Raw genomic sequence first — 13809 nt, 5'->3', positions numbered from 1 at the left:
GTTACTCTGCTCTTCCCATAAACTTGCGATCAGCAGTATTGATTTTAACTTTCTCACCATTAGAGATGTATTCTGGAACTTGAATAGTCAATCCCGTTGCAAATCGTGCAGGTTTTGTTCGAGCAGCAGCTGAAGCTCCCTTTATTGAAGGGTCTGTTTCCACAATTTCCATCTCAACCGATTGAGGTAACTCTAAGCCAACGGTATTACCGTCAACCGTCAGAACAACCAAACCTTCGGTAGATTCATTGACGAATAACATTTCTTCCTCAATATCAGCCAACTTGAACATATATTGACTGAAATCTTCATTATCCATAAAGATATAGTCGTCACCGTCAATGTAGGAAAAGCTAACTGAGTGTCGACCTAAATCGACTTGCGTCAACATATCGTCGCCTTTGAATGTGTGCTCAACTTTACCGCCAGTTGCGATATCAGCAAATCGGGTTTTATAAAGAGTGGCAGCTCCACGGGCGCTTGGACTGTGGACATCAATGTGCTTTACAAGCAGCATCTTACCATTGATTTCAAGGGCCATACCGCGCTTAAGTTCACTTGCTCTAGGCATTATTTTGATTGTACTTTTTATTCTCGAAAAACTGCAGCTATGATATCTCTTCGTAGTGGACGAATTCAAGCAATTAAGCGGGTTTTAGGGTGATAAAAATGGCTTGATATGTAACCAAATAACAAGCCATTCAGAGGGTAAGCTGTCTGATAGTCTGTTTATGACCTGACTAAGCTCTAAAGTCGATATAGATATCCTTGTAGGCAACATACATTGCAGCAAACATCGTCGGTACAAACACGAGCAGCCCCAAGGCAATCGGGATAAGCGCTATTATATAAAAAACAAGACTGATAATGCCAAAAATAAGGAAAGGCAGAATGTTTTTGAGGCATCCGAAAAAGCTCATTTTCATGGCTTCAACAAGCGGCGCGTCATGAAGGACTATCAGTACTGGAGCAAACCAGACAGCCATAAATAAAGGCAACATCAATGCCATTGCAATCAGAAATGAAAGCCAAAAACCGGTTAGATCGCTTGCCATCGCTTGAGTAGCAGCTTCATCTCCCATCATCAAGTTAAAGTAGGCTGTTCCCATAGTCAGTATCATTACTAACATTGATATAATATTCACAGCGAGACTCATTAGGACGATTCTACCGGCATTTTTCTTAAAACCGGCAAATAAATGGCTTACTTCAAAAGGCTTACCCTCATCTTGAGCTCTGCATCCGATCATCAAGCCCGCAATAAAAACGTAAAAAGTTAAGCTAAAAAATATCATGCCGATTATCGGCAATAGATTTACCGCAATAATAACAATAAACCAGACTATCGTGGTCAATATCCATGCACCGGGGTTCTTTTTGAAAAAGCCGAAACCGTCAGCTATCCAGCCCCAACCGCGACCTGCATCCACAGATACTGGCTCATGTAGATTAAAATCACCCTCTTGTGCTGGTTGCGCTACATCAGCTTCGGGTGTTTCATAGGGATTATTAGACATTTTATCTCCTTGTTGTAATTTTCTTTTTTTATTCCATCGTCGATTATAATCAAGACCTCAAAATATACAAAATACTCAGTGCACAAATTTGTGCGAATATTGATTCTTGAAATAAAAAACGACGCTTACGCGCCGTTTTTATTCCAATCGAGATTCCTTTGGTTAATTCCTTACTCAACTCGGTAGCTCGCAGACAAGTAAAACTCTCGTTCTACGGGGTTATAGTCAGTGACCATTATCGGCGCTTCATCCGTTAAATCGTTGATGTTAAGCTGAATGCGAAGCTCATCGTTAAACTGATAACCAACGCCAAGATTTAAACGAGTAAAACTCTCTAACTCAACCGCTGTGAATGTTGAGAAGTCGGTATCTGGTCGCTTGCCAACATTTTGCACCTGTAAAAACCAGTCGAAACTATCTTGAACGTAATTTAATTCATAGCCTACGCGGTTCTTAGCACGACGAATTAAGCGAGCTCCAGTATTTCCATCTTTTGCATCAATATTATCCGCAGTAATTTTGTGATTAAAATCGCCAGTAGAAAATTGGTAAGTCAGATCAATTCCTGACACTTCCGCCAAACCGATATTTTCCGCACCATTGGGTCCGAATTGAATTAAATTTTCTGTATCAGTCTCGTAGACAGAGAGAGTCAAACGAGAATCACCAAACTGTCCTTTGTAAACTAATTCTAAGTTCTCTGAGGTTTCGAATTTTAATTCTGGATTACCAAAGTTCGGGAAGTAAAGATCATTAAAAGTCGGCGCTTTGAAACCCTCGCCATAATTAAGCGAGACAAGATGTTCTGGTGAAATTCTAAAGCCTACCCCAATGTTACTTGTCGTTTCATTAGCAACCTTCTCAACATCATCATTTCGAATAGCAACATCAACTAAAAAAGTAGAACCAACATAGTTAGCGGCTAAAAAGACGCTTTGAGTGTCCCTTTTTCGCTCGTCATACTGTGTGAGTGAACCGCTCACATCGTCATACAAAAAATCTAACCCACCCGATAAAGAGAATTGGTTATTAACCTGATTTTGAAAATCATAACTGACTTGTTCTTTTTCTGTTTCAAAGCCACGTGCAGAGTCTTTGCTTCCACTTAAAGAAACTGAGTGAAGCCAATGACCTGCAGTCAAGGTGTATCCGAACTTCCATAATTGATTATCATATTCAGTGACATTAGCCGCACTATCCGGATTAAATGCACTATCAAAAAACGTTTCTCCCTTGTCCGATTGGAAAAGCCAATCATACTCACTTACGTCGGAAGCGAGATAACCCCCTTTGATAGCAATGGATTCATTTTCATAACCGTCTTTGTCAGGTTCTGCAGAGGCCAAAACATCAAAACCATCAGATGACTTGTTACTGTAGATTAAAGTCGTATTAAGTTTCTCATCACCAAATCCAACTGCGGCGTCCAACTCAAGCGTGCTATTAGAACCTGCAGATAGCTCAACTCGATACTGGCCTTGTCGGTAATTCCTAGTAAAAATTTGAATGACACCACCAATAGCGTCACTACCCCAAATTGCAGCACGAGGCCCTTTTACGATTTCTATACGCTCAATTTGTGCAACGGGAATTGTTGATACGGCCTTGCTCCCTAAGGTGGCAGAACCAACACGAACACCATCGATTAAGACTAATAGCTGGTTAGAATTAGATCCACGAATAAAGACTGAAGCATCTTGCCCGTGGCCTCCCGTCTTCGTGTAATCAACCCCCGGAATATTCGCTAAAAGATCAACAAGCGATTGAGGTTGCTTACGCTCAATTTCAGCTCTATCAATGATAATTACATCGGTCAATGTATCATTAACATCTTGTTTAATTCGGTTCGCTGATACGATAATTGTATTGTCTTCTGCAAAAGTAGGCACAGAAGATAGTGATAAAGCAGCTGTAATTGAGCTGACGACTATTTTATTTTTCATTTATTTATACCCATAATTAATGACACCCACCGTGCCATTTTATTGAGAAACCCATTAACGTTTCTCTTGATTTAAAATTAGATTAGGCCGGTCTCCGGACTTTTACTGATCTCCATCGTTTCACGATAGACAAGTATTACCGTTGCGGGGGCAGCATCAGAATTTCACTGATTTCCCGATTAGTATTTGATTCTATCTCAAACACCTAACCTACCATCATATATCCCTATATTGTCATGAAAAGCTTCATGATTATTCCTCTACTTTTCTGTTTTATATGTTGTAAATTATTCTCTTATTGTTTTTCTCCCTTTGTGTATTGCATTGCATAGTGTCTCAAGACCATCAACTGCTCGTGGACTAAATCGATGAAGTAAATCGCCATTGAGATGGTAGATATTTTGATTAGCAACAGCTTGAATATCTTGCCACTTAGACCAAATATTTTTTGATTCGTCAGCTCTTCCGGAATGACTCGGAACGATAATCACATGAGGATCTTTTAAGAGTACTGATTCTAAAGAAACCAGTGGATAGCCCGCGTCAGTATCATCAAAAACGTTTGTTGCGTTGCAGTCTTCAATGAGCCTACTGATCCAACTTTTAGGGCCAACTGTTCGCAGCGGGTCGTGCCATAATTGGTAAAAAACTTTCACTTTGGCTTCTTTTTCAAAGCGCTTTTTTATTAAGTCTCGTTTCGCTAAAATAGTTCGAATTGTATTGCGAGCATTTTCTTCCAGCCCAGTAAGTTGACCTAAGGTTAAAAGCTCCTCGCCAATATTTTCAATCGACGAGGGGTTTGAATAAACCATTTGAAAACCTAGTGATTCAAGTTTATTGAGGTCGGCGCTTTTGTTACCAGAACGCCAAGCAATAATAAAATCAGGTTTTAATTCAACCACTCGCTCGATATTAATCCCGGCATAGTTACCGACTCTCTCAATGACTTTCGCTTCCTCAGGAAAGTCAGACCATTCCACTGTACCAACAATTCGATCACCCGCACCAATCGCATACAACATTTCAACCGAGTGAGGTGACAGGGCAATAATCCTTTGTTCCTTTTTGGTTACTGATGCCTGGACAACGCTGGAGTTTCCAGCGAATACAAACACCCCTACCAAGACTAGATATAACACGCTTGCTCTCATTACCAATCAACTCCCTTACGCGCCTTGATGCCTGCTTTGAAGGCATGTTTGATATCCTTTATTTCACTGACTGTGTCAGCAATATCTTTTAACGCCTTTATCGCGCCCCGTCCGGTAATAACCACCGACTGATTTTTAGGTCGATTATTTATTACTTCAATCACTTCTTCTTTATTCAGATAGTCATAGCCGAGCATATAAGTCAGTTCATCCAAAAGAACTAAATGATACTGTGGATCGGCTAAAAACAATTTAGCCTCACGCCAGACTTTTTCTGCGGCAGCAATATCGCTCTCGCGGTCTTGCGTCTCCCAAGTGAAACCGGTTCCCATTACCGCAAAGGGAACATCGTGTTGTTCTAATAAAGTGCGCTCACCACAATCCCAAGTTCCTTTTATAAACTGCACTACCGCAGCCTGATAGCCATGCCCTACGCAGCGCGCTACTGTACCGAACCCAGCGGTCGATTTGCCTTTACCATTACCCGTTATTATCAACACGACTCCTCGCTCAGTTTGCGCTTGAGCGACATGGCTATCGACTTTTTCTTTTAGCTTTTGAGATTTGATTTTATGTTTGGCTTGTTTGTCCATTATTTTTCTCTACTGGTGCTTACTCTGTAATTCAAAACGCCTAGCCGATACATGCTACAAGCGCATCAATATCTAAACTTTCTTCAAAGACATCGGCTAATCGGTCAATTTCTTGTTCGCGAACTTGTCGCCAATCACCTGCACTAATTATTTCTCCTGATACCCATTCGACGAGTACCTGAACTATCTCGCCCGACTCAAACAAGCCATGTAAATACGTTCCCGCAACCTGGTTATCTGTAGAGATACAACCATCATAAACTGCGCTTTGGTTTAAACTGGATAGTTCGGCGAAAGGCTTTTCATCCCCGGCAACCGTTGAAATTCCACAGTGAATTTCGTATCCAGAAATTGTGGTGTTTTTGTGGCACAAAAAAGATTTACCGGATACTTGAGTGAGTTTTTTTGAGGCTCGCAATTCAGTGGTTACCTGTAGCAACCCCAAGCCTTGAGAAACGCCTGCTTGACTTTCGACGCCGAGCGGATCAGAAATTGACTCTCCAAGCATTTGATATCCGCCACAAATACCCAATACCTTTCCTCCGTATCGAAGGTGTTTCTTGATTTGATCACACCACCCCTGCGCTCGCATAAAATCCAAATCATCACGCACGTTTTTCGTTCCAGGTAGCAAAATGAGATCGCAATTTTCGAGACTTTCACCGGGCGCAACAAATTGTAGATCGATTTTTGGATGCCAACGTAGAGGATCAAAATCTGTATGATTTGAGATCCGTGATAAAACCGGGATTTTTATCACGACTTGTGCTTCGTTAATCGATTGTGACGAGTCAATTGCATCTTCCTCATCAAGCTTAAGTTCTGGTATGTAAGGGACAACGCCAAAAACCGGCTTACCAGTATTTTTCGTTAACCAGTCCAAACCACCTTGTAACAAATTTAAATGCCCTCTGAATTGGTTGATGATAAATCCCTTCACACGCTGTTGTTCACTTGCGGAAAGCAAATTTAGCGTGCCAGTCAAATGAGCAAATACGCCACCTTTGTTGATATCGCCGATTAATACAACCGGGCAATCTACGGCTTCTGCAAAGCCCATGTTGGCTATATCATTTTTTCGTAAATTGATTTCTGCCGGACTGCCAGCTCCCTCTATTAACACTAGGTCAAATTGCTCTTTTAACCGGTGATAAGATTCTAAGACGGCTTCAAACGCAATACTTTTAATATCACCAAAAGTCTCCGAAGGTAAGCTAGCGACCGCTTTACCTTGGACGATTACTTGAGAGCCTAAATCGCTATTGGGCTTCAATAACACGGGATTAAAGTCGGTTGAGTAATCTAAACCACAAGCATCAGCTTGCAACGCTTGCGCGCGACCAATTTCGCCACCATCTTGAGTAACCGCACTATTGAGCGCCATATTTTGTGGCTTAAAAGGGGCAACAGAAATACCTTTTCTAGCGAACAACCGGCACAACCCCGCTACACAGAGACTTTTACCCGCATCTGAAGTTGTTCCTTGAATCATTAAGCTGCCTTTCATGTTATTCCTCTGAGCCGCTCAATAATGCATTAGACTGCGGATTGCTGCGCTTCCAGTTTACTGTCATCAATTGCGGGTAAAGCTTATCCTCTTGATAAATGGATAAATGAGTAACACTGGCATAATCGATTGCAAACCGGCGAAATTGAAAACCGGACAGATAATCAATCTGTAAACACCAAGCAACAATATTGCGGATAACACCGGCGTGAGTGAGCACTAAAACACTACTTCCTTGAAAGTCTTGATGAAGTTTTAACAAAGCTCGCTTAGTTCGCAGACTAAAGTCGGTCAGTTTTTCCCCATTGGGCGGAGTATTGTTTGCTGGGTCCGAAAAAAAAGCTGAAACCTCCAGAGGATATTTTTGGTGGAGCGCTTTATATCGCTCGCCATCCCAATCACCGAAATGGCATTCTCGCCAATCTTGATTGATTTGCAGCGGCAATTGCGCTTGTTCGGCATAGTCTTGAGCAAAATGAGCACAACGAGACAGCGGTGAAGAAACGATATGATCAATTTTGCTCAAGCCAGCTAGCGTATCGTTGAGCTGTTGCCAACCATTTTCACTGAGTGGCGAGTCAGTCGACCCGAGCAAAGCACTCTGCAAAGTCGGTTCTCCGTGGCGGACTAAAAATATTTCTGTTTGAGTGGCCATTTTCCGCTTTAGTTACCTATTCTGTTGACTTGCTTCAGACTGGTGTGGAGTCAAGTCGACAGGGCATCCCGCCACAACCAGAGTGACTTTGTCAGCAACTTGAGCCAGCGTCTGATTTAACCAACCCGCCTGATCAACAAAATCCCTACTGAGTTCACCCAAGGGAACCACTCCACTTCCGACCTCATTCGATACAATAATGACCTTAGCCTGAGTAGCATGTAAGGCTTTAATAAATGCTGTCCGTTCTACTTGCCAGCTATGCTGGTCACCACGGCAAAGCCAGTTACTTAACCACAAAGTCAAGCATTCGATTAAAAGGGTATTTTCAACGGTACTATGTTTTTCAATAATTTGAGAGAGATGCAAAGGTTCCTCAATGAGTTTCCAAGAATCTGAACGCCTCTCTTGATGCATTGCAATTCGTTTGGCCATTTCATTGTCGCCAGCGGTCGCTGTTGCTACATAAATGAGGTTATTTTCACAATGCTCAACTTGCGACTCAGCGAAACGACTTTTCCCAGACCTGGCTCCACCTAAGATTAAATGAATCATATTGACGTACTACCCGCGATGATTACCAGGTAAATAATTATCTCTGCGACTTGTTGAAGTCCACCTAACGTGTCACCGGTAAATCCACCAATTTGTCTCAGTAAGAAAGCTCGAGCAATAACCATTAAAATCGAAAGCACTACCACTAATGCAACCGCTAAATGCGAAACCATCAGTAAACTGAGCGAACCAATCAACAAAGCTATGACCCAATCCAGATGGTTTTGTGATTCCGCCAAGGGTTTCGATTTAGACTGTTCAGCATCCTGAACATAAGGCAACAAAGGAATCATCATAGTAGAGACAGTTCGGCTCAAGGGATGCGCAACAAGCAGTGCGATTACAACTTCTTGCATGTGAGAGAGAAGTAAAAACTTTAGGGTTAGCACACTCCAAACGGCCAGTGCGCCATAAGTTCCAATTCTCGAATCTTTCATGATGGACAGTTTATGAGATCGCTCAAAGCCACCGCCGAGACCATCGCAAGTATCAGCTAGACCGTCTTCATGAAATCCGCCCGTGAGCAACAAACTCATGATCATGGAAATCACTATCGCGATATCACTCGGTAAGAATTTTGCAAAAACCCAATAGATACCCGCGGTAATTATTCCAACAAGAAAACCGATAAGAGGAAAATATCGACTCGCTTGATTGAGACTAGACTGGCTAAAATTAATCAATATTGGCGAAGGTATCCGAGTTAAAAAAGTAAGCGCAATCATGACTAAGTTTAACTCTGTACGGATTAGGGTCATACGGCAGTGACTCCTGCGCTTTCAAAACTCGCCATATCATTGTAAAAAGCTGCCGCACAATGAATAAGGTTAAGTGCCAGTGCTGCTCCAGTTCCTTCACCTAGTCTTAAATCTAAAGACAGCAAAGGTTCAGCGCATAAATAAGACAACAGTTTCTGGTGTCCTTGCTCTGCAGACTGATGACCAAAAATCATATAGTCTCGCGTATTGTTAGCTAACTTATAAGCAAATAGGGCCGCTACACTAGAGATGAATCCATCAACAATAATCACTCCGCCCGCTTCCGCAACAGCGAGCATTGCGCCCACCATTTGCACAATTTCAAAACCACCGTAAGCGGCAAGCGCGCCTTTGGGGTCCTCCAAAAATTGGCCTTGAATCGACAGTGCGCTTTCTATCAAACTAACTTTCTTTTGGTACTGTCGATCGTCGATTCCCGTTCCTCGTCCGACACAGTCAGTCACCTTCAGCCCCAACAAAGCAGCCATTAGTGCTGACGCCGATGAGGTATTACCGATCCCCATTTCGCCAAAGCCGAAAACATTACAACCTTTTTCCAGTTGGCTTCGTGCCGCTCTCGCCCCCAGCAAAAGGCCTTCTTCTACCGCTTCTGCTGACATCGCAGGCTCTTTAGAAAAGTTACGCGTTCCTTGACCAAGAGACTGGATCATAAGTCTTTCATCATTAACCGAGTTAATGATTCCGCAGTCAATCACTTGGATTGTCATTCCTACGGAGTTACAAAAACAATTGATTGCTGCGCCACCGTTAAGAAAGTTCGTCACCATTTGTGCGGTAACTTCCGACGGTGCAATACTAACCCCCTCACTAGCAATGCCGTGATCTCCAGCAAAAATCAGCATCATTGGGAGTTGGATATTGACTTTCTCTCGACCAAGAATTAATGCTAATTGCTTGGCTAAATTTTCTAGTTTGCCTAACGCTCCGATAGGTTTAGTTTTTTGATCAATTCGGTTTTGAATATATAACTCATCACTAAAACTTAACGGTTTAACTTGAAACACTTTTTATTCCTTTAAATAGACTAAGCGATTATTTTTGTTCGACGTTTTAAAATAATAAAGAAAAATAGACTACCCACAGCAGAAGTAACGATACCTACCGGCAACACCTGATTACTAAGTAATGAACGGGCGATAACATCGACCCAGATCATGAATGAACCACCTAAGAAGAGCGACATCGCAATCATTCGATGGATCTGAGCGCCAACAATAAACCTAGCGATATGCGGTATCATTAAACCGACAAAACCAATTCCACCAACATGGGCGACTATTACAGCGGTTAGTGCAGCGCATACCAGCAGCATAAAAAGTCTTAATTGATTAACTGGAATTCCCAGTGTCTGAGCACTTTCATCGCCAGCTTGCATTGCCCCAATCCAGCGGCGATAAACCGTAAATAAAATAATTGCGGCAATCAGGAAAAGGCTTGGCAGTAATAACTGGTGCCACTGGCTGTTGGAGAAACTTCCCATCATCCAAAATAATAGCGTTGCGGCTTTTTCTGGCGACGAATAATACAAAATTAAGCTTGTGAAAGCGCTTAGCATAAATGAAACCGCCACCCCTGAAAGCAGCAGTCTCTCAACTTGCGTAGCGGCTTTTCCAGCAAGTACAAGCATCAATACGACGGAAAGAGCACCACCCAGCATAGCGCCAAAGGTTACACTAATCACGCCATTAGCAATTATGGACATAGCGATAACTGCGCCGAGGGAAGCACCTGACGAAATACCAAACAAGTAGGGGTCTGCTAATGGGTTGCGAGTCACTGACTGCAAAATTGCTCCACAAATAGAAAGTCCCGCACCGGTGATCATCGCCATCATGATTCTGGGTAACCGTATCTCCCAAACTATCTGATGGTTAATTGCGTCGATAGCGCATTCATGGCTGGAGCCTGGACAAACAAATAAGATCTGGAATAAATCAACTACAGTTAGTTCCGCTCTACCTGCACCAGCTGCAAAAAAGACAGAAAGAATCAATAATAAAAATGCACCAACAATAAACCAGAAGAATTGCTTTTCTCTAAGCAAAACCGTGTTTGTCTGAGATGCACTCATTGAACTAGTCCGCATCAATGTGTTCTCCTAAATCAAAGGTAATTCTTAACTTTTGAGTAAACGGGTGCGTATCGACTTTGGCTTTTATATCAAAAACACGATTTAAATTTGCTTCCGTTAAAACAGATTCGGGAGAACCTTCCGCAATAATGCTTCCTTGATCGAGGAGTATCAACCTATCACAAAAAGTTGCCGCCAGATTCAAGTCATGCATGCTACAAATCACCGTCACTTGTAACGATTTTGCCAAGGTTAGAACTTCTAATTGATGGCGAATATCCAGATGATTAGTCGGTTCATCTAAAATCAATACATGCGTGTCTTGAACGATAGCTCTCGCGATCATCGCCCGCTGTTTTTCTCCGCCAGAGAGCGAATTAAAAGACTGATGTAACTTGTCTAGTAGATCGACTTGACGACTCGCCTCAATGACTTTCTGTTTATCGAGATGATTATCAAAGCTCAACAATGATTTTTGCGGTGTGAGCCCCATTGCAATCACATCATTAACGCTCAGTTCAAATCTTGAAGGTGGCTCTTGTAAAACAACCGCAATTTTTTGCGCGAGCGCTTGGCGAGAATATTCAAGAATATTTTTATCGGCAATACGAACTTCACCTTCTGTTGGCACGTTAACACCGTACAAGCATCGTAATAGCGATGACTTGCCAGCACCATTAGGGCCGATAATTCCAACAAATTCAGTCGGACACACTGAAAAGCTCACATTGTTTAAGATAGACTTGTCCTGTACTCGCCAACTGAGCGATTCTACTGTCATCAAATCTTTTTGGAGAGAAACGTCCACCAAATACCGGCTCCGAGTCTTTTAACGACTTCGATTAACTTATCTTACTGATAACAAGCGGGTATTCTGGAATGGTGGTGAAAAGTTGGGCAGGCTTTAAACGGCATGCATTTTTTCAGTGCACCGCCGAGTAACCCGCTCGGTTATTGCAATTAATTCATTTTTCGACAGGTATCCTGACTCGCAGAAATAACAACAAGCGCAATGCTTGAGCGTTCTGCTTACAGTTGCGGGCACAGTCGCGGATTTTCACCGCGTTCCCCTTTGATAGCGACAAGCGCATCGAAAAACGGATGAGGATTATACCACAGTGCTGTAAATAGCATAGACAATAATTAGAAAAGATTGAACGGACGCTTAATCTTCTAATAGCCAACGAACAGCTTGTACCTTTCGACTAAAAACTTCAATTTCTATCGAAGTTCGCGCCATGAGTAACTTGTAGACGGAGAGAAGTGCAGTGCCTAAGGTATCGTTTGTGACCATTGCCAACTTGTAAGTAGAGCCTCTTACAGACAACCGCTCTTGAACAAACTGTGCGTGTGACTCTATTCCAGGCATTTCAATTTCGGGGTAGGCATCAGTGAAATCGGCGAGCGTGTTCATATTGAAATCAAATTGGGGATGTTTAACTAATTTTTCAAAACTATCGTTTAAACAGGTGAGAGTTATTGCACCGCGGTAAGACATATCAGCATAATTAGCCTGCTTGTCAAACTTGATGTCGACTGCGGAAAATAAGCTATCGCGATCTGAATCTTGAAAAGTTTTCAATTCGAGCCCAGTCAATTAATTCATTTATTATTATCAAAGCTTTTAGCACTCGCTTGGACTTTCGTTCGAGTTACTGATGGCTTTTTTACTTGCAACTATTGGCTATTACAACATGTCTTGCTGGCTTAGCTTTCTTATAACTCATTAAGTTTTTCTTTAAATAGCTTACCAAACGAGCTATTACTATAAAAAACAGAGAGTTAACGACTTTACTTTAGGCTCTTTATTACAAAAAGTAAATAGTTGATTGATATTTATAGATTTATATATCTTTTGTGCATTAGAGGCTTAGCGTTTTCAACGCTGAGCGTCTTGGTCAGGGAAAGGCTCTATTGTTCCGTTAGCGATAGGTAGGCGACTCTCGAGCAGCCATTGAATGGCTTCCTCTGAGGTTTTGAAGCTTTCAATATGGATTTCTGATCGGACCAAGAACAGTCGATAAAACTGGACGAGCATTTCTGTCATTTCATCGCCACTGATAAACGCGATGTTGTACTCAGTGCCTCTCTTACTTCGCATTCCAGCAGAGAAGTGATAAAAAATTTCGGTCTCAGTGAGGTTGACTTCGATGAGGGCATCGCGACAATCATAACAGCAGCAAATGTTCTTTTCGAAATCCGGATGGCGAACAAGCTCCGAAAAACTGTCCACCAAATGTTTTAAATTGATAACTCCAAATAAGGCGATCGTCGCGATTTTGTTTTCGGTATCAATAGTCACTTCAAAATCTGATGACTCGATAACTGCGGGTTTGGAATTACTCATTAGACTCCAACTTCTTTGACTGCCACATCTCCTCTGTCGGGTTATCAGCACGCGCCAACAAACGACAGAATACAAACAGCAGATCCGACAGGCGATTGAGATAGATCCGAACACAATCATTTATCGACTCATCTCTCGCGAGAGTGACTACTCGACGCTCCGCTCTGCGACAAATTGTGCGAGCCAAATGACAACTCGTTGTCGCTAAATCACCTTTGGGCAAGACAAACTCTTTTAATGGTGGTAGTTGGGCATTAAATTGCGCTAACCATTCATCCAGTTTGACTACATCAGCCTCTTCAACCAATCGATAGTCTGGCATTGCCAGTTCTCCTCCTAAGTCAAACAATTTATGTTGAACTTCGTTGAGAACCAGCTTAACTGCATCATCCACAGGCTGGGAGCAGGTCATGCCGATAGTGGCGTTTAATTCATCAACGGTGCCAATTGCCTCAATACGCGCAGAGTCTTTAGCTAGCCGCTTATTACCGCCAATCCCGGTAGTGCCATCATCACCTGTTTTTGTTGCAAGCTTTGACAATCGATTTCCCATGCTAGGTTCCTCTTTCTTAAATTTATTAGTGTAAAAGGCCGATAAACCCAGCATGTTCGAAAGCTGCTTTTATTAACTATAGCAGTTTACCGGCATAACCCTATAAAAAGGTCAAACATTCTAATGAAGATGTTTAAG

15 protein-coding genes and 2 riboswitches are annotated in these 13809 nt (G+C 42.2%); all 15 genes read right to left on the bottom strand.

The features are described from left to right. Position 1: 1 nt before the first annotated feature. Complete coding sequence (gene efpL, locus FLL45_RS08645) at positions 2-571, bottom strand: elongation factor P-like protein EfpL (RefSeq protein WP_142941618.1); 570 nt, start codon at positions 569-571, stop codon at positions 2-4. A gap of 169 nt (positions 572-740) precedes the next feature. Beyond that, positions 741-1517, bottom strand: a complete 777-nt coding sequence (locus FLL45_RS08640; RefSeq protein WP_142941617.1) for a BPSS1780 family membrane protein — start codon at positions 1515-1517, stop codon at positions 741-743. Positions 1518-1687: 170 nt separating this feature from the next. Then, positions 1688-3460: a TonB-dependent receptor domain-containing protein gene (locus FLL45_RS08635; protein ID WP_142941616.1), complete on the bottom strand. Its 1773-nt coding sequence runs from the start codon at positions 3458-3460 to the stop codon at positions 1688-1690. 68 nt (positions 3461-3528) lie between these two features. Continuing rightward, positions 3529-3684, bottom strand: a riboswitch (cobalamin riboswitch). A 63-nt stretch (positions 3685-3747) separates the two neighbouring features. Beyond that, complete coding sequence (locus tag FLL45_RS08630) at positions 3748-4611, bottom strand: cobalamin-binding protein (protein WP_142941615.1); 864 nt, start codon at positions 4609-4611, stop codon at positions 3748-3750. Next, positions 4611-5204 (bottom strand): cob(I)yrinic acid a,c-diamide adenosyltransferase, encoded by a 594-nt coding sequence (cobO, locus tag FLL45_RS08625; protein ID WP_185964384.1) that lies wholly within the window; start codon positions 5202-5204, stop codon positions 4611-4613. Before cobO ends, FLL45_RS08630 begins: the two co-directional genes overlap by 1 nt. A 40-nt stretch (positions 5205-5244) precedes the next feature. Further along, a complete protein-coding gene (locus tag FLL45_RS08620; RefSeq protein WP_142941613.1) occupies positions 5245-6711 on the bottom strand; it encodes a cobyric acid synthase in 1467 nt (488 codons plus the stop codon). A gap of 1 nt (position 6712) precedes the next feature. Beyond that, positions 6713-7366 (bottom strand): histidine phosphatase family protein, encoded by a 654-nt coding sequence (locus tag FLL45_RS08615; RefSeq protein WP_142941612.1) that lies wholly within the window; start codon positions 7364-7366, stop codon positions 6713-6715. A 12-nt stretch (positions 7367-7378) separates the two neighbouring features. Further along, on the bottom strand, positions 7379-7921 hold the full coding sequence (gene cobU / locus FLL45_RS08610; protein ID WP_142941611.1) for a bifunctional adenosylcobinamide kinase/adenosylcobinamide-phosphate guanylyltransferase: 543 nt from the start codon (positions 7919-7921) through the stop codon (positions 7379-7381). Further along, a complete protein-coding gene (locus tag FLL45_RS08605) occupies positions 7918-8679 on the bottom strand; it encodes an adenosylcobinamide-GDP ribazoletransferase (protein ID WP_142941610.1) in 762 nt (253 codons plus the stop codon). The genes cobU and FLL45_RS08605 overlap by 4 nt, the downstream gene beginning before the upstream one ends. Then, positions 8676-9704 (bottom strand): nicotinate-nucleotide--dimethylbenzimidazole phosphoribosyltransferase, encoded by a 1029-nt coding sequence (gene cobT, locus FLL45_RS08600; RefSeq protein WP_142941609.1) that lies wholly within the window; start codon positions 9702-9704, stop codon positions 8676-8678. Before cobT ends, FLL45_RS08605 begins: the two co-directional genes overlap by 4 nt. Positions 9705-9724: 20 nt before the next feature. Continuing rightward, a complete protein-coding gene (locus tag FLL45_RS08595) occupies positions 9725-10771 on the bottom strand; it encodes a FecCD family ABC transporter permease (RefSeq protein WP_210247145.1) in 1047 nt (348 codons plus the stop codon). A 4-nt stretch (positions 10772-10775) separates the two neighbouring features. Beyond that, positions 10776-11579, bottom strand: a complete 804-nt coding sequence (locus tag FLL45_RS08590) for an ABC transporter ATP-binding protein (protein WP_210247144.1) — start codon at positions 11577-11579, stop codon at positions 10776-10778. A 149-nt stretch (positions 11580-11728) separates the two neighbouring features. After that, positions 11729-11881, bottom strand: a riboswitch (cobalamin riboswitch). Positions 11882-11936: 55 nt separating this feature from the next. Further along, entirely contained in the window at positions 11937-12353 is a 417-nt protein-coding gene (locus tag FLL45_RS08585; RefSeq protein WP_142941607.1) for a hypothetical protein, read from the bottom strand. 297 nt (positions 12354-12650) lie between these two features. Beyond that, the gene (locus tag FLL45_RS08580) at positions 12651-13118 is read right to left on the bottom strand and encodes a hypothetical protein (RefSeq protein ID WP_142941606.1); all 468 of its coding nucleotides are present in this window, start codon (positions 13116-13118) and stop codon (positions 12651-12653) included. Beyond that, the gene (locus tag FLL45_RS08575; RefSeq protein ID WP_142941605.1) at positions 13111-13671 is read right to left on the bottom strand and encodes a cob(I)yrinic acid a,c-diamide adenosyltransferase; all 561 of its coding nucleotides are present in this window, start codon (positions 13669-13671) and stop codon (positions 13111-13113) included. The genes FLL45_RS08580 and FLL45_RS08575 overlap by 8 nt, the downstream gene beginning before the upstream one ends. Between the last annotated feature and the right edge of the window lie 138 nt (positions 13672-13809).

The organism is Aliikangiella marina (assembly GCF_007004765.1).
In the GTDB taxonomy this organism is placed as follows: Bacteria; Pseudomonadota; Gammaproteobacteria; order Enterobacterales; family Kangiellaceae; genus Aliikangiella; species Aliikangiella marina.
This window is presented reverse-complemented; position numbering and strand designations above follow the sequence as displayed.